The 16,996-nt window shown below is 39.1% G+C and carries 11 protein-coding genes and 1 pseudogene; 10 read left to right on the forward strand and 2 right to left on the reverse strand.

Going from position 1 to position 16,996, the window contains the following annotated elements; genetic code table 11:
• Positions 1-90: 90 nt before the first annotated feature.
• Positions 91-2,868, reverse strand: a complete 2,778-nt coding sequence (ppc, locus tag JCM10596_RS08995) for a phosphoenolpyruvate carboxylase (protein ID WP_034680991.1) — start codon at positions 2,866-2,868, stop codon at positions 91-93.
• A gap of 287 nt (positions 2,869-3,155) precedes the next feature.
• Between ppc and JCM10596_RS30150 the strand changes: the two genes are divergently transcribed.
• From JCM10596_RS30150 to JCM10596_RS09040, 10 genes and pseudogenes are all read left to right on the forward strand, one after another.
• Positions 3,156-3,545 (forward strand): hypothetical protein, encoded by a 390-nt coding sequence (locus tag JCM10596_RS30150; RefSeq protein WP_234410455.1) that lies wholly within the window; start codon positions 3,156-3,158, stop codon positions 3,543-3,545.
• Positions 3,546-3,574: 29 nt separating this feature from the next.
• Positions 3,575-4,771 carry a sensor histidine kinase gene (locus JCM10596_RS24690; RefSeq protein ID WP_234410456.1) on the forward strand — a complete coding sequence of 399 codons (1,197 nt, stop codon included), beginning with the start codon at positions 3,575-3,577 and terminating at the stop codon, positions 4,769-4,771.
• Positions 4,737-5,402, forward strand: a complete 666-nt coding sequence (locus tag JCM10596_RS09005) for a response regulator (protein ID WP_025026843.1) — start codon at positions 4,737-4,739, stop codon at positions 5,400-5,402. The genes JCM10596_RS24690 and JCM10596_RS09005 overlap by 35 nt, the downstream gene beginning before the upstream one ends.
• 112 nt (positions 5,403-5,514) lie before the next feature.
• Positions 5,515-6,569: pseudogene (locus JCM10596_RS24695) on the forward strand (DctP family TRAP transporter solute-binding subunit).
• 16 nt (positions 6,570-6,585) lie between these two features.
• Positions 6,586-7,635 (forward strand): TAXI family TRAP transporter solute-binding subunit, encoded by a 1,050-nt coding sequence (locus JCM10596_RS09015; RefSeq protein ID WP_025026844.1) that lies wholly within the window; start codon positions 6,586-6,588, stop codon positions 7,633-7,635.
• Between the two features lie 137 nt (positions 7,636-7,772).
• Entirely contained in the window at positions 7,773-9,767 is a 1,995-nt protein-coding gene (locus JCM10596_RS09020; protein ID WP_025026845.1) for a TRAP transporter permease, read from the forward strand.
• A gap of 141 nt (positions 9,768-9,908) precedes the next feature.
• On the forward strand, positions 9,909-11,156 hold the full coding sequence (gene ilvA / locus JCM10596_RS09025; protein ID WP_025026846.1) for a threonine ammonia-lyase IlvA: 1,248 nt from the start codon (positions 9,909-9,911) through the stop codon (positions 11,154-11,156).
• A gap of 22 nt (positions 11,157-11,178) precedes the next feature.
• Positions 11,179-12,360, forward strand: coding sequence for a class I SAM-dependent methyltransferase (locus JCM10596_RS09030; protein ID WP_025026847.1), 1,182 nt, complete (start codon positions 11,179-11,181; stop codon positions 12,358-12,360).
• Positions 12,361-12,723: 363 nt separating this feature from the next.
• Positions 12,724-14,481, forward strand: a complete 1,758-nt coding sequence (locus tag JCM10596_RS09035; RefSeq protein ID WP_025026848.1) for an ABC transporter ATP-binding protein — start codon at positions 12,724-12,726, stop codon at positions 14,479-14,481.
• Positions 14,481-16,502 (forward strand): ABC transporter ATP-binding protein, encoded by a 2,022-nt coding sequence (locus tag JCM10596_RS09040; RefSeq protein ID WP_025026849.1) that lies wholly within the window; start codon positions 14,481-14,483, stop codon positions 16,500-16,502. Before JCM10596_RS09035 ends, JCM10596_RS09040 begins: the two co-directional genes overlap by 1 nt.
• A gap of 311 nt (positions 16,503-16,813) precedes the next feature.
• Here the strand turns inward: JCM10596_RS09040 and JCM10596_RS29500 are convergent, their stop codons facing one another.
• Positions 16,814-16,969, reverse strand: coding sequence for a hypothetical protein (locus JCM10596_RS29500; protein WP_159102336.1), 156 nt, complete (start codon positions 16,967-16,969; stop codon positions 16,814-16,816).
• Positions 16,970-16,996: the final 27 nt, after the last annotated feature.

A 16,996-nucleotide genomic window follows, 5' to 3' on the forward strand; every position in this document is an offset into this window, starting at 1 on the left:
CTCAAACCAGCCTAATAGCTGCATAATTAAAACTTTAACTTTTTGGGGTCACTACCATTTAATATCGCGCTAGGTCTTTTTCTGCTGTTATCAACCAGTATTTCTCAGTCCGGCAGCAATTCCATTGATCGTCAGGAGAACTTCTCGTAACAGGGCTTCGTCTTCATGCCCCTGTTCTTTTTGTTTGCGTAGTTCCATGACAAGAGCAACCTGTAAATAACTTAAAGGATCTACATAGGGATTCCTCAATCGGATTGACTCCTTGATGTTAGGAATATGATCTAATAGATCTTGCTGACCGGTGATTGCTAAAATGATTTTTTTCGTTAAGTCAAATTCTTCTTTTAGAATAGAATAGATTCTAGAGGCAACCTCTTCTTCTTCAACCATAGCAATGTACTCTTTTGCTGTAGTAAAATCAGCCTTCATTAAAGCCATCTGTAAATTATCTATAGTGGAGCGGAAGAATGGCCATTCTCTATACATATTTTGCAATTGGCTAAGCTCAGTTTCAGACGCTGCATAGCGTGATAAACCAGTTCCCGCGGCATACCATGCAGGTAGTAATTGTCTGCTTTGCGTCCAAGCAAAAACCCAAGGAATGGCACGTAGATCTTCAAATCGTGAGCTTCCTTTTCGGCTCATGGGTCTTGAACCGATATTTAGAGCGCCGAGCTCTGGTAATGGTGTAGCTTGTCTGAAATAAGTAAGAAAGTCAGGATCACCAAAGACTAAATCTTGATACTTCTTGAGTGAATGAGCAGAGATCATTTCCATTGTCTGTTCCCATTCAGGTCTTCGTTCGTTCTGATGTTCAGCATCCTTCGAAACATGAGCAGAAGCTGTTAACAGTGCATGAGTTGCCTGTTCAAGGCTGCGGTAGGCAATATCATGCAGGGAGTATCTAGAGGATAGCACCTCTCCTTGCTCTGTAATTTTCACTCCATCACCTAAGGTTTCCGCAGGTTGAGAAAGAATGCTTCGATTCAATGGACCGCCACCACGACCTAGAGAGCCACCGCGTCCATGAAAGAACTTTAGACGTACATCGTATTGTTTTGCTACATCATGAATCTCTTGCTGGGCTTTGTATAGCTTCCAATTCGCAGTTAAAGTACCGCCGTCTTTGCTTCCATCCGAATATCCCAGCATGATTTCTTGTAGATCATTACGGCTCTTGAGATGTTTACGAAATACATCTAGCTCAAAACACTTTTTCATAATATCGGGTCCAGCACTTAGATCATCGATGGTTTCTAATAGAGGGGCTACTGTGATTTTACTCTGTACCTGTCCATCAGCATGAATCTTATAGAGTCCAGCTTCTTTGGCGAGTACTAAAATTTCTAAGAGATCACTTGTCGATTGTGTCATGCTTACTAGGTATACTTCGATTGATCTTTCACCGAACTCCTGATGGGCACGTCTGATCATATGAAAGGCGTCGAGTATTTCTGTTGTCTGCTTAGAATATTCTCCGAAGGTAGAGGTGATGGGTCTGGGGTCACCTAGAATATCGACAAGCAATGTCACTTTATTCTCCTCGGAGAGTGAAGGGTAATCTGAAGCCAGATTTACTTTTTGCAGGATTTCAGAGATGGCTGCTTCATGCTCTCCACTATGGTTTCGAATATCTAAAGTAGCTAGATGAAAACCAAACAGCTCCACTTGACGAATTAATTTTTGTAAATCTTTTATTGGATGATTGGTTGGAATATGCAATGCTAGGCTTCGTTGGATTAATTTTAAGTCTTTCAAAAATTCTTCAGCCGAAAGATATCCTTCACTTTCATTTTCTACATTTGTTAGCTTTTTGTTCATGATGCTTAATTTACAACGATATACCTCATGACGAATTCTCCATTTTTCTCCTTCTGGCAGAAGGTGCTCTTCTCTCTCAATAGACTCCAAAAGCTCTGGATCCACTTTTACATGATGTATGGAATGAGAGAGTCTACGCATGAGCTCTTTTAGCGCTGCTTTATATTTGCGCAGCACTAGTTTTCTTTGCTTCATAAGGGTTTTCCATGTGATCTCTGGTGTCACGTTAGGGTTGCCATCTCGATCTCCACCAATCCACGAACCAAATCGAAGAAAATTAGGAACCTCCCAGCCGTTTTCGGGATAAATTTCTTGTAAGGAATCTTCAAGCTCCTGATGGATTTTTGGAAGCACATCAAATAAAGTTTCATCAAAATAATAGAGTCCATTCGAAACCTCATCCATGACAGTTGGTTTTTCGATACGCAGCTCTTCTGTTTGCCATAGGATCATCACTTCATTAAAGAGTCGCTCCTGAAGATATTTCTTCTCTGCTCTATGTAGAAGTGGGTGATCTAGCTGCTGCAAAAGATGAGCAATTCGCTGATGTATTTCAAGAACAGAGCGTCTCATGGCTTCTGTTGGGTGTGCTGTAATGATCAGCTCTAAAGAAAGCTTATTTAGGACTTCCTCTACTAAGCTTGGATCGATCTCGTTTTGTTTTAAGGATTGTACAGCATTCTCAATGGAATGAGGCTGTGATCCTTGATGCTCTTCAAGCTGATATTGCCGTCTTCTGCGGATACGATGATTTTGTTCGGCGATATTAACTAAGTGAAAGTAAATGGAAAAAGCTCGAATCACTTGCTTTCTTAATGGCTCTTGAAGCTCCTTGATTTCCTTCTTTAATAAGAGGTAGGTAGCTTCATCAAACTCTTCCCGTAACAGTTTTGTTTTCTCTCTTATTCTTTCAACCGTTTCTAATAGCTCATGCCCTCCATGGTGGATAAGAACATCCCCGAGAATATGTCCCAGGAATTTAACATCCCTACGGAGTGGAGCGCTATTATCATTGTCTTTGAGTTGTTGTTGTACCAGTATAGACATTTTCTCCATCCTTCCTATCAACTTACATGAATAAGATTCATACATTTTAACCATCAGGTGGAATGAAAATTCCATCTGATGGAATTCTACTTTATCTCTGTACTGTACGAATGTAAGAATTTTTTGTAATATTCCTATAATAGCATAAATATACAACCATTTCACGATGTTTTTTTATAGGCATAATCTGTATAATGTAATTTATCTCGGTCTAATCTTCAGGTGGAGTAAAAATTCCATCTGATGGAAGTCGGCTTTATTATACGATTCAAAAGAGGGATGGCTCTATGCAAATTGCTTTACGTACAAAAATTCTTATCTATTCTTTTTTCATTGTATTTACCTCTGTATTGACCAGTGGTTTAATCATGGTCTACAGTGTTTCTTCAGCATTTGAAAAAGAATTGGGTCAAAGAGCCTTGTCTATCTCAAGGACAGTAGCGCAATTAGCTGAAATTAAAGAAAATGTAGGAAAAATGAACGGTCATAAAACGATTCAACCGATAGCTGAACGAATCCGATTAGCGACCAATGTTGATTATGTTGTTGTTTTTGATATGAATCGCATTCGATATTCGCATCCCTCAGAGGATAAGATTGGCAGTGCGTTTGAGGGGGAGATGAGAATGCCTCACTTTCGGAACACGAGTATTTATCAAAGGCTTATGGAGTACTAGGTTCTGCTATTCGGGCCTTTGTTCCTGTCATGGATGAAGAAGGGGTTCGGCAGGTAGGAGTGGTTGTAGTCGGTGTCTTAACTCCTACCATTCAGAACGTACTATATCAATTTCAATATGATATTCTCCTTTCTTTGGTTTGGGGATTAGTCATTGGTTTGCTAGGTTCATGGCTATTAGCCAATAACATCAAGAAGCAAATGCTAGGAATGGAGCCTTATGAAATCTCAAAATTACTAGAGGAAAGATCAGCTGTGATGCAGGCGCTGGATACAGGAATTGTAGCAGTAGACGATCAAGGGAAGATAAGTTTCATGAATCGCTTGGCACAGGAATATGCGGGAATCGAGCAAATCAATATATCTTACGAATATTCCTTGCACAAGCTATTTCCAGAGCTTTGGCAATTTATGATTCAAAATCGGGGGATTGAAACCGTCAATAAAACAATGCTGTTGAAAGGTAAAATGTATTTAACAACCATCCATCCGATCTATGTCAAAGAAACTTTTGTTGGCACCGTGCTGATCCTTACCAATCGGACGGAGGCGAATCGTTTAGCAGAAGAGCTGACAGGGGTTAAAAACCTTGTGGATGCGTTAAGAGCACAAAATCATGAATACATGAATAAGTTGCACAGTATAGCAGGCTTAATTCAGCTAGATCGAACGGAAGAAGCTCTGGACAAAATTATTGATGAAACATCGGATGAACAGGATGTGATTCAATATTTTAAAGATCATATTTCTGTCTATTCTATTTCTGGATTGTTGCTAGGAAAGCGATCTAGAGCTCACGAGCTAGGAGTACAACTTACCATTGATCGTACAAGCTACTTGACAGATATTATTGAGGGGCTCCATTCAGGAGATCTTATTACCTTGATTGGGAATGTGATTGAGAATGCACTGGAAGCGTGTATCGATTCAGGAGAAAACAAGCAAGTAACGTGTATCATTCAAGGAAATGAACATTTCTTTTTAATTGAAGTCAAGGATACGGGGGTAGGAATTACAGAAAGTGAAAGGGTAAAAATGTTCGACTATGGCTTCAGCACGAAAGCCAAAGAAGGAAGAGGAATTGGTTTAGCCTTGGTCAAACAGATCGTAGATGCCCAAGAAGGTGAAATGGAAGTTTCCTCTAAAATAGGAGAAGGAACCAAAATAAAAATTCTGTTGGGAGGGGAAACAAATGAAGCAAATCAAGGTTTTTATTATCGAAGATGATCCTATGGTACTAGATGTGAATCAAGGTTTTTTGAAAAAACTTTCGCAGTATCGTTGTGTTGGAACGGCTACGAATGGTGAGGATGCCTATCAACAAATCAAGCGAATGGCACCAGATTTAATTCTTCTAGATATGTACTTACCAGATATGTCAGGTGTAGATTTACTCTTAAAAATACGTGATGAGAAAATCCCAAGTGATATCATTATGATCACCGCTGCTAGAGATGCCAAAACCATTCACGAGGTGCTTAGACTTGGGGCTGTAGATTATCTAGTAAAGCCTTTTCGATTCGAGCGGTTTAAGGCGGCGTTAGACACCTACTATAAAATGTGGTCAAAGCTTCAAAATATCGATTCTCTCAAACAAGAAGATATAGATGGCTGGAAAGTTGCACAAATAGAAAGCCCAGCTATACCCAAAGGTTTAAGTGAAACGACATTGAATCAAATTGTGAAGGGTCTGGAGCAGCAGAAGGAGCCTGTTACAGCAGAGCAGCTTGCTCGGGCGCTCGGAATGGCTAGAGTGACAGTCAGGAGATATTTAGACTATTTAGAGAAGGAAGGGAAGATACAAGTCCATATTCGCTATGGAACTGTAGGAAGACCGAGTCATTTCTATTCGCTTTAAAAAACAAGACCAAAAAGACCAAAAAGAACAGTATGGTCTTTTTATTGTTCAAGTAATGTAAGCGTTTTATACTAAGTGTAGTCAAAGCCAGCTAGGCAGTTTGACAGTATTAATGGAGGGTATCGTGTACAAAAAAAATGGTTTCGTATTGTGTATAGCTAAAGGGTTGATCGTTTCGTTCTTGATCTGTATTCTGGTTTCCTGTCGCGCTTCTTATCCCACTGATCATGAACAACTAAGTGAAGAAGAAAGAATTGTGATTCGCTTTTCTCACGTCGTTGGAGAAGAAACACCAAAAGGACTAGCCGCTCGTAAATTTGCTAAACTCGTGAAAGAACGAACCAATGGGAGAGTGGAGGTACAAGTATTTCCTAATGGAACTTTCTATCGAGATGGGGAAGAAATAGATGCTCTCTTACGAGGGGACATTCAGATGATTGCCCCTGCCACGTCAAAGCTTACTGATCTTGTCCCAGAATTTAGTGTGATAGACTTGCCATTTGCCTTTGAAAACGAGAAGGAAGTGCATAGCTATTTGACAGGTCCTATTGGAAATGAACTTTTACAAAAACTATTGGCAAAAGGGGTCTATCCATTAGATATTTGGGATAATGGCTTTAAACAAATGACGAATAATAGGGGTCCACTTGTTCATCTGGAAGATTTCATGGGGTTAAAGATAAGAATCATGCCTAGTTGGGTGCTAGAGGAGCAATTTCAAACATTACAGGCTACGAGTGTGCATTTAACATTTAATGAGGTCTTTCAACAACTGGAGATGAATGGGATTGATGGTCAAGAAAATACTCTATCAAATATTACGAGTCGAAATCTATTTACCTTCAGTCCTATATGACTTTGAGTAATCATGGTTATCTTGGATACCTTGTGTTGACGAATAATACCTTCTGGAATAGCCTTCCTACTGATGTACAGCAAGTGATAAAGAAAACCCTAGAGGAAGTAACAGAATGGGAAAGAGAAGTTGCTCAATCATTAAATCATGAGAAGCTTACCATGATACGTGAATGCAACTGCATTTCTGTTCATGAGTTATCAGATGAGGAAAGAAAAGCTTGGGAAGAGGCTTTTAAACCGATTTATCAAACTTTTTCTGAACGGTTTGGAGCAAGATATATAAGCCATCTACCAAAAAACAAAAAATGAATGGGGGAAAAGTACTATGAAAATCAGATGGAAAAAGAAAGCGCTCACATTGTTTGCGTGTCTTTCCTTGACTCTATTGGCTGCTTGTGGTCAAAGTGCGACTGGAGGTACAAAAAATGATGCCAATTCAGCTACGAGTGAAGTAACAGAAGATGCTAGACCAACAACCGTGAAGATAGGAACCGCTTCACAAGGAGGAACGTACTTTATTTATGGAGCAGGGCTAGCAGAGTTATTACAGCAAAAATTGGGAGTTTCTGCTAATGTGGAAGTAACCGGGGGACCGGTACATAACATGCAATTGACTCAAGTAAGAGATCAAGATATTGGATTAGTGACGTTAGGACCTGCTTATGAAGGGTTTACAGGAACGGGAGATTGGACAGACGGCGAAAAAATGGAGGATATTAGAATCATCTTTCCAATGTATACGACACCGTTCCACTGGTGGGCTTTAGAAAATGCTGGTGTAACTAAATTAGAAGATATTAAGGGTCAACGAGTTGGAGTAGGACCTGCTGGGGGAACGTCAGGAACCTATTTACCACTGATCCATGCGGCACTAGATCTAAATACCACGAATGTTCAGGCAGGGGCTTCTGATATGGCGTCACAGCAGATGGATGGTCAATTGGATATTATTGGATTTTCCGCAGGGATTCCTATTTCGGCGGTATCTGAAATTGAAGCGCAGAGAAAAATTAAGATATTTGGTATTGATGGTGATGCGCGTGAAAAAGTAATGGAAAAGTATCCATTCTTCTTTCCTTTCACAATTCCAGGTGGAACCTATCAATCTGCTAAGGATGACATTGAAACGATTGCCATGTTTAATTTTGGAGTCGTGCATAAGAACATGAACTCAGAATTTGTTTATGAGTTAGTGAAAGCATATCATGAGAACCAAGATCACATGATCAAAACACATGTTTCAGCAGAGGAAGCGGTTCCTGAAGCGATCTTGAAAAATACGGTACTTCCTTTACATCCAGGTGCTATTCGATACTATGAAGAGATTGGTATTCAGCTACCGAAAGAAGTATACCCACCAGAGCACCAAAAATAGATTGAATATTCTGTATTTAAAAGGTTATTCTTTTAAAGAATATAAAAATGTAAGAACTGATATATCGAATGAGCATCTCCTCTTTTAGAAAGAGGGGGTTGCTTCATTCCCATTAAGGGGTGATTAAGGTGAATAGGATGTTGAGAAACAAAGCTGAAGCAAATGAAGCTGAAAAGAAATCACCAGCTACAATCGTTCAGCATCAGATGGAAGAAGAGCAAGTGGGGAGTTCAACCGAAGCGAGAAAGTTAACCGGCTTCATCAAAATCACCTTTACTGCCATTGCTGTCCTTGGTGCTATTTTTCATCTCTATATCTTGAATTTTCATGCCATTGATCCTTGGATTTTTAGAAGTACACATCTTGTTTTTGGAGCAATATTAGGTTTTATGCTATTTCCTGGTTGGAAAAAAGCAGCTCAGAGGATCCATTGGTTTGATTGGACTCTTATTGTAGCGAGTATCGCTATAGGCTTATACATCTATATGAACTTGGCGCAGCTATTATTTAGATTCGGTGTTCGCCCAACGCTATTGGATTCGATAGTTGCCATTGTAGGTATTTTGCTGGTGTTAGAATTGACACGGAGAACCAGTGGCTGGACGTTGCCTATTTTGTCTGGATTCTTTATTCTTTATGCTTTTGTGGGACCGTATCTGCCTAGCATCTTACATCATAACGGATATACTCTCCAGAGATTTGCCACCTACATCTATGGTTTAGATGGAATATTTGGAGTAACGCTTGATGTATCCTCTAAGTACATTGTACTCTTTATTATTTTTGGTGCATTTTTGCAGATGTCAGGGGTCGGAAGGTATTTTATAGATTTTTCCTTTTCACTTGCAGGAGGGATGCGTGGAGGTCCAGCAAAAGTATCGGTTATTTCTAGTGGTCTAATGGGGATGATGAATGGAACCTCAGCAGGAAACGCCGTGGCAACGGGTTCATTAACCATTCCTTTAATGAAAAGGGTGGGCTATCATCCTCGCTTTGCGGCTGCGACTGAAGCAACTGCTTCGGCAGGTGGTCAAATCATGATTCCGATTATGGGAGCGGGAGCCTTCCTAATGGCGGAAATCACGGGCATTAAATATTCTGATATCGTTATTGCAGCGACGATTCCGGCACTTCTCTATTTTTTATCCGTTTATTTAATGGTTGATTTTGAAGCGCTCAAAAACGGAATGAAAGGATTGTCACGTGCAGAACTGCCTAAAATGAGTACGATTTTAAAACAATCCTATCTATTTCTTCCTATTATCCTGTTGATAGGATTACTATTAAGCGGGTTCTCCGTCATCTTATCGGGAACATACAGTATAGTCGCTTGCTTTCTGATTAGCTTGGTTAGAAAAGAAACCAGGATGGGGATCGTCAAAGTCTTTGAAGCTCTTGAATTGGGAATGAAAAATACAATTCAACTGCTTGCTGTTTGTGCCTGTGCGGGAATTATCGTGGGAGTCATTGCTCTTACGGGCGTGGGATTGAGATTTAGCTCAATGCTTTTAAGCATTGCAGATAATAATCAGTTATTAGCTTTATTATTTGCGATGTTCATTTCGATCCTTTTAGGAATGGGAATGCCTACTACGGCTGCTTATGCTGTAGCAGCATCGGTCGTGGCACCAGGTCTTATTAGCGTAGGGATTGATCCTCTTTTCGCCCATATGTTTGTCTTTTATTATGCGGTTATGTCTGCTATTACACCTCCTGTTGCCTTAGCTGCTTATGCTGCTGCTGGTGTAGCTGGAACCGATCCATTTAAAACAGGTGTTCAAGCATTTCGTTTAGGGATTGCAGCCTTTATTGTCCCATTTATGTTTATCTACAGTCCTCAGCTGTTGATGGTGGGTGAGGGTGTCAGCATTGCGATTGCGGTGGTAACGGCATCGGCAGGAATCTATCTCCTTTCCGCTGCTGTGCAAGGCTGGTTTGCCGGAAAACAAGCGAATGTGCTTGTGCGAGTGTTGCTAGTGGTTGCCTCAATCTGTCTAATCAATGCTAATCTGTTATGGGATGCCATTGCTTTGGCAATCGTCACCGCAGGAGTTCTGATCCAAACGTTGCTGAATCGTCAAACTCATGGTGCAAGTCCTATTGACATAGAACCTGAAAAAGCTAATAATTAATGTACTTTTAAAAAATCGATCCTTTGGAGTAAGGATCGATTTTTACATATCATTCAAATTTTTTAAAATGTTCTAGACGACATCTTGGAAAGAGCTTCACTAGAAGCTTTTCTTAATTACAGACTAAAGAGGGATAGGATTATGAGTAAAATACAAGTAGAGGACATCATTATTGCCTACCAGACATTAAAGGATGTCATTATTAAAACGCCGCTTCAACGAAATGAAATTCTTTCGAACCGATACGGATGTAATGTTTATCTGAAGCGTGAGGATCAGCAGGTTGTACGTTCCTTTAAGATTAGAGGAGCTTATAACATCATCAAGCATTATCCTGCAAATGATTTAGTTCGAGGGATTGTTTGTGCTAGTGCGGGCAATCATGCACAAGGAGTAGCGTATTCCTGCAAAAACCTAGGAATCATAGGCAAGATTTTCATGCCTTCTACAACGCCTCGACAAAAAATCTCTCAAGTAAAACGTTTTGGTGGAGACTATGTTGAAGTGATTTTGACGGGGGATACCTTCGACGATTCATATAAAGAAGCAATTAGCTATGCAGAAAAAGAAAGCATTCCTTTTATCCATCCCTTCGATGATTTATTAACCATTGCTGGACAAGGTACTGTCGGGATGGAAATTATGAATAAAATGGAGGAACAGCTAGATTACATATTCGTTGGAATAGGGGGAGGCGGACTAGCTTCTGGGGTCGGTTCTTATGTCAAAACAATAAGCCCCGCCACTCGAATAATTGGTGTAGAGCCTGTTGGAGCTCCTGGAATGAAAGAGTCCCTAGAGAAGGGGAAGGTTGTATCCTTGGAGAACATTGATACCTTTGTCGATGGGGCTGCTGTTAAAAGAGTAGGGGATATTACCTATGACATATGTAAAGACGTTGTCGATGATATTCTCCTTGTTCCTGAGGGGAAAGTTTGCACAACAATTCTTGAACTATATAACGAAAATGCCATCGTTGCTGAGCCTTCAGGTGCACTATCTATTGCGGCATTAGACTTTTACAAAGATGAAATTAAAGGAAAAAATGTGGTATGTATTATTAGCGGGGGGAATAATGATATAGACCGCATGCAGGAGATTAAAGAACGCTCCCTGATCTATGAAGGGTTAAAGCATTACTTTATTGTACATTTCCCTCAAAGAGCGGGAGCTTTAAGAGAGTTTATGGAAGAGGTTCTTAGTGAATCAGATGATATAACGCGTTTCGAATATACCAAAAAGAATAACAAAGACAATGGTCCAGCCTTAGTCGGCATTGAATTGAAATGCAAGAGCGATTATGAGCCGCTGATTGAAAGAATGAACCGCAAAGGCTTTACCTATAGTGAAATTAACAAAAACCCTGAGTTATTTAATTTACTGATTTAACTGTAATAAAGGAGGATCAGTGGTGGAAAAAATAGAAGAACTGCTCACTCAAGTATTCCAAGGGCAAGCATTGATTCAAGCTTCTCTTAGTCATACACGCTCTAATGAGCCTGAGGGATATAAGAAAGTAACGATAAAACCGATTGAGCTTAAAGGAGAGAGGATTTATCAATTTAGCTACTTCTATGAAAAAAAAGTAGCGCATGAAAATCTGCTTCCTGGACAAGCAACAGAGAAGACTTTTGAGCTTTTCCAACAAAAATTTAAACAAGGAATCATAAATACCTTAGAAGCTGATTATCAAATTTTGATCAGTAAAAAATTCAAAGTGTCTATACTGAAGAAAAAGCCTACTAAGCAAAAAATTGACCTGTCACATAATCGAAAAAAGCACTATATCCTTGAAGAGGGTAAACCTGTTCCCTTCTTAATTGAACTGGGAGTAATGAATGCTGAAGGGAAAGTTCTAGCGAAAAAATACGATAAATTTAGACAGATTAATCGTTTTCTAGAAATCATTCAGGACGTTGTTCCTTATCTCAGTAAAAATGGACCGATACGCATTGTTGATTTTGGCTGTGGGAAATCCTATTTGACCTTCGCCTTGCACTATTATTTGAAGGAGCTGCAAGGTTTAGAGGTGAAGATCATTGGTCTTGATTTGAAAAAGGATGTGATCCAGCATTGTCAGTCGCTTGTCCAAAAGTTTGGGTTTAACGATCTCCACTTTATGGTCGGAGATATCGCTGATTATAATGAATTAGATCAGGTCAATATGGTCGTTACCCTGCATGCCTGTGATACAGCAACAGATGCAGCCCTTGAAAAGGCAGTGCGTTGGGGAGCAGAAGTCATATTGTCAGTACCTTGCTGTCAGCATGAATTACATCGTCAAATCGAGCAGGTCCAGCTTGAACCTATGCTTAGACATGGAATCATCCGTGAGAGGTTCTCTGCTCTAGCAACAGATTCAATCCGAGCACAATTGTTAGACATTATGGGCTATAAAACTCAAATTCTTGAATTTATTGATATGGAGCATACCGCTAAAAATTTATTGCTGAGAGCAATCAAAACTTCTGCTAATGACCAAGAACATCTCGTCAAGGAATATCTGATGTTTAAACAGTTTTTGAAAGTTGAGCCTTATTTAGAAAAAGCGCTTCATGACAGACTGATTCCATTATTTGAAAAAAAAGATTGACAGTTTAGTGGCGATAGTGGTAGTATTTGTAATGTAAATGTTTAGAAAAAATAATGATGATTAAAAATGTAAAGGAAACGGAGGTTTGATTACTATGATTTTAGTAACTGGATTGATTCAACTTGTAGAAGAACATCTGAACAAATTCATATTAGATCGACCTGCGTTTTGTCAGATACGTTAGGGATTGTCATGTTTTTTAATGATCTCTTACTATTATTGTTATTGATAATAGACCGCAGGCGTTCGCTTGTGGTTTTTTATATTCTGAAATAGCATGTACTTTAGTACGCACATCTATTGGGATATTATACCACATTAAAATGTGGTATTTTTTTGCTTAAAAAGGAGAGGTGAAACAGCATGTTTGCAGCTTTACAGAAATTAGCGTGGTTTTTCAAAGAATATTGGAAGAGATATACCGTTGCCATTCTTCTTCTGATCTTTGTAGGAATTCTTGAAGTCATTCCACCTAAGCTAATAGGAATTGCGATTGATGAAATGAATATGGGAGTATGGACCATGGAAAGAATGGTTCAGATCGTTTTATTCTATGGACTATTAATTGTTGTGATCTATGTTGTCACATACACATGGCTTTATCTATTGTTTGGTGGTTCATTTTTAGTAGAACGAATCATGCGTACTCGTTTTATGCATCATTTATTACGAATGACCCCAACCTTTTACGAAAAGAATCGAACAGGAGATTTAATGGCAAGGGCAACGAATGATTTAAAAGCTATTTCGATGACAGCAGGTTTTGGAATACTGACGTTAATCGATTCCTCCTTCTTCATGATTACCATTATATTAACAATGGGGTTTTTCATTAGCTGGAAGTTAACTTTTATGGCTTTGCTTCCCTTGCCCTTCATGGCGTTAGCGATTAGTGTATTCGGCAAGAGAATCCATAAACGCTTTACAGCGGCTCAGGATGCCTTTGGAGGCATGAATGATCAAGTGTTAGAAACTATTGCGGGTGTTCGAGTCATTCGAGCTTATGTTCAAGAAAAAGAAAGTCAAAGAAAATTTAAGGACGTAACAAATGATGTGTTACAGAAAAACATTGCTGTAGCCAAGATTGATTCCTTGTTCGAACCGACGATTAAAGTACTTGTAGGGATTAGTTACCTTATAGGGCTAGGTTATGGAGCTTATTTGGTTTTTCATAGTACGATTACTCTTGGAGAGCTGGTTTCTTTTAATGTCTATTTAGGAATGCTGATCTGGCCGATGTTTGCCGTTGGTGAGCTCATTAATATTATGCAACGAGGAAATGCTTCTCTAGATCGAGTCAATGAAACCTTGGCTTACCAGCCTGATGTTGAGGATCATGAGAGAACAAATAGCATGAAGTTGCCGGAAACCATTGAATTTAAACAGGTTCGCTTTCGTTATCCCACTTCTCAAGTAGATAACCTGCAAGATATCTCATTCACGTTACAGAGGGGCCAGACACTGGGGATAGTAGGTAAGACAGGATCAGGAAAAACCACACTCTTAAAGCAATTATTAAGAGAGTATCCTTTGGGGCAAGGTGAGATTCGTATTTCAGGAGTTGCACTGGAGCATATTTCCTTAGATGAATTAAAAAGCTGGATAGGGTATGTACCTCAAGATCAATTCTTATTTTCTAAAACGGTAAAGGCGAACATATACTTTGGTGATCCTGAACGTTCGGAGAATGAACTGATGAAGAGCATTTACCTTGCTGCTTTTGATCGAGATATCGAGTCTTTGCCTGATGGGTTAGAAACACTGGTTGGTGAGAAGGGGGTTGCTTTATCAGGAGGACAAAAGCAACGGGTGGCGATTGCTCGAGCCTTACTTATTGATCCTGAGATCCTTATTCTTGATGATGCGATGTCTGCGGTTGATGCCAAGACAGAAGCGATGATTATTACGAACATTAGAGAAGAACGGAAAGGAAAAACGACCTTTATCACTACGCATCGCTTATCCGCAGTACAGCATGCGGATTGGATTCTCGTCTTAGAGGATGGACAGATTGTCGAGCAGGGAACACATCATCAGCTTGTTCATAAGAACGGTTGGTACAAGGAGCAATTCGATCGACAGCAGCTAGAATCAAAACTAAATGAGAGTAAGGTGATTTAATGAGAGTTGGAAAACGATTATTCAATTATGCCCTTCTCTATAAAAAATCAATTTTATTGGCATTACTCATGCTGACGATTGCTGTAATGGCAGAGTTAACAGGGCCTTTTATTGCCAAGAAAATGATTGATAATCATATTTTGGGCATTGAATTCAAATGGTATGAAACGGAGCTAACAGATAAAAAAGCCGTTTCTTTTCAAGGAACGTGGTATAAGCGAGATGATCATTTTCTAGAAAATGAGAGTCGTGGAGAAGAAGTGAGAATTTTACAAGTGGGTAGAAAGTATTATTTTATTGATCAAGCCATTGCTTTTGATGGAGAAAGAATAGCAGAGAAAGGAAAGCTGATCATTCAAAAGGGAGATGAGCGTAAAGAATATACAGCAAGAGAATTGACGGCGGAGGAATTATATCAATTCTATAAGCCGGAGATTCCTGGATTAGTCACTCTTCTCGGTATTTATTTCTTTCTCTTAGTCTTTGCTTCTTTCTTTCAATATGGAAAATCCTATTTACTACAAACGTCAGCAAATCAAATCATTCAGAAGATGCGTATGGATGTCTTTGGTCAAACACAACGCCTTCCCATTCAGTACTTTGATAACTTACCAGCAGGAAAGGTCGTTTCTAGAGTGACCAATGATACAGAGGCGGTTAGAGAATTATATGTGACCGTTTTGGCCACTTTTTTCACAAGTAGTATTTACATGATCGGGATTTTTACCGCGCTATTCTTACTGGATGCAAAATTAGCGGCTATTTGTTTGTTAGTCATCCCTATAATTGTGGTTTGGATTATTTTATACCGTAAATTTGCCTCTAAATACAATCATGTGATTCGCTCAAGATTAAGTGATATAAATGGAATGATTAACGAATCGATTCAAGGCATGCCGATTATTCATGCCTTTAGACGTTCGAATCAGACGATGGAAGAGTTTGAAAAGTTTAATAAGGAACATTTTGCGTATCAGAACAAATTGCTCAATCTGAACTCCCTGACAGGGCATAATTTAGTGCATGTCTTAAGAAATCTTGCCTTCGTTGCTCTGATTTGGTATTTCGGAGGAGCTTCCTTAGGAGTAGGGAGTGTCGTTTCGATGGGAGTTTTATATGCTTTTGTAGACTATCTAAATCGCCTATTTCATCCTGTAGTAGATGTGGTCAATAAATTAGCACAATTAGAACAAGCATTAGTTGCCTCAGAGAGAGTCTTTCAACTGATGAATGAAAAAGGAGTCGATGTGCAAGAAGGAGAGATTCCTCGCTTTAAGGGGGATGTTGTCTTTGATCAGGTCACTTTTGGTTATAAGAAGGACGAAAATGTTCTAAAGAATATTAGCTTTGAAGCCAATCAAGGGGAAACCGTGGCTCTAGTTGGACATACGGGATCAGGAAAGAGCTCCATTATGAACCTGTTGCTGCGCTTTTATGAAATCAATCAAGGAAATATCTATATTGATGGTATGAATATAAAAGAGATGCCTGTACAGCACTTAAGAAAGCATATGGGAATCGTTTTGCAGGACCCCTTTTTATTTACTGGAACGATCGCTTCGAATGTAAGCTTAGATGATCCAACCATCACTAGAGAAATGGTGGAGAAGGCATTAAAGGATGTGGGAGCAGAGGAGTTTGTATCTTTGTTACCTCAAGGGTATGATGAGCCTGTGATTGAGAAGGGAAGTACCTTATCTTCTGGTCAGAGACAGTTAATCTCATTTGCCCGGGCATTAGCCTTTAATCCTGCTATCCTCATTTTAGATGAGGCAACAGCAAATATAGATACAGAAACGGAAAGTGTTATTCAAAATGCTCTTGAAATTTTAAAGAAGGGGAGAACGACCTTTGTCATTGCCCATCGTTTATCGACAATAAAAAATGCAGACCAAATTTTGGTTCTGCATAAAGGTGAAATCGTTGAAAGTGGAAATCATGATACGTTAATGCGGTTGAATGGGAGATATCATCAGATGTATCAGCTTCAACAAGGACACAAAGAAAGTACTGCTGTATAGCCCCCGTATATTAGGGGCTATTTTTTCTGTCTAATTATTAACTATAAAAAGACTTAAGCAGTTTGATTAGTTTATTGTTATCTTTAGATAACTTATTGTCTTTATCAATATTTGATGTTGTAATTTTTTTTTGTTTCTTTTGTTGTTCTGTGCTCTTGTGTCTGCCTATCATACTCATCTCCTACGCAGTAATTGGTATTATCAGTTTACTCTATGCCAAAAAAAATAAACGTATACTAAAAAAGCAAAGAAGGGTGTTCCTTCTTTGCTTACTACAAATCTCATATAGCTTGTTCTTACTTATCAAACCGTTATTTATCAGAAATCAGCTTCATGATTTTTTTATTTTGTTCAAATAATTGTTTTGTCGAATTAAACTGTGGCACCTTCGTAATCTTTTTTCTATTCGTTTGTTCTTTAGAAGAATTTTCTCTCCAGAGTCTGTCATCTTTTTTTTGAGTAATCATTCGACGATCCTCCGCTTCTAAAATAGT

The sequence above is a fragment of the Caldalkalibacillus mannanilyticus JCM 10596 genome (assembly GCF_000615945.1).
Lineage (GTDB): Bacteria > Bacillota > Bacilli > Caldalkalibacillales > JCM-10596 > Bacillus_AT > Bacillus_AT mannanilyticus.

Bases quoted from the DNA above. Each gene is read 5' to 3' on its own strand.
- JCM10596_RS24690 (WP_234410456.1), top strand. From the start codon at position 3,575: ATGGATGAAGAAGGGGTTCGGCAGGTAGGAGTGGTTGTAGTCGGTGTC.
- JCM10596_RS30150 (WP_234410455.1), top strand. From the start codon at position 3,156: ATGCAAATTGCTTTACGTACAAAAATTCTTATCTATTCTTTTTTCATT.
- ppc (WP_034680991.1), bottom strand. From the start codon at position 2,868: ATGTCTATACTGGTACAACAACAACTCAAAGACAATGATAATAGCGCT.
- JCM10596_RS09005 (WP_025026843.1), top strand. From the start codon at position 4,737: ATGAAGCAAATCAAGGTTTTTATTATCGAAGATGATCCTATGGTACTA.
- JCM10596_RS29500 (WP_159102336.1), bottom strand. From the start codon at position 16,969: ATGATTACTCAAAAAAAAGATGACAGACTCTGGAGAGAAAATTCTTCT.
- ilvA (WP_025026846.1), top strand. From the start codon at position 9,909: ATGAGTAAAATACAAGTAGAGGACATCATTATTGCCTACCAGACATTA.
- JCM10596_RS09035 (WP_025026848.1), top strand. From the start codon at position 12,724: ATGTTTGCAGCTTTACAGAAATTAGCGTGGTTTTTCAAAGAATATTGG.
- JCM10596_RS09015 (WP_025026844.1), top strand. From the start codon at position 6,586: ATGAAAATCAGATGGAAAAAGAAAGCGCTCACATTGTTTGCGTGTCTT.
- JCM10596_RS09040 (WP_025026849.1), top strand. From the start codon at position 14,481: ATGAGAGTTGGAAAACGATTATTCAATTATGCCCTTCTCTATAAAAAA.
- JCM10596_RS09020 (WP_025026845.1), top strand. From the start codon at position 7,773: ATGTTGAGAAACAAAGCTGAAGCAAATGAAGCTGAAAAGAAATCACCA.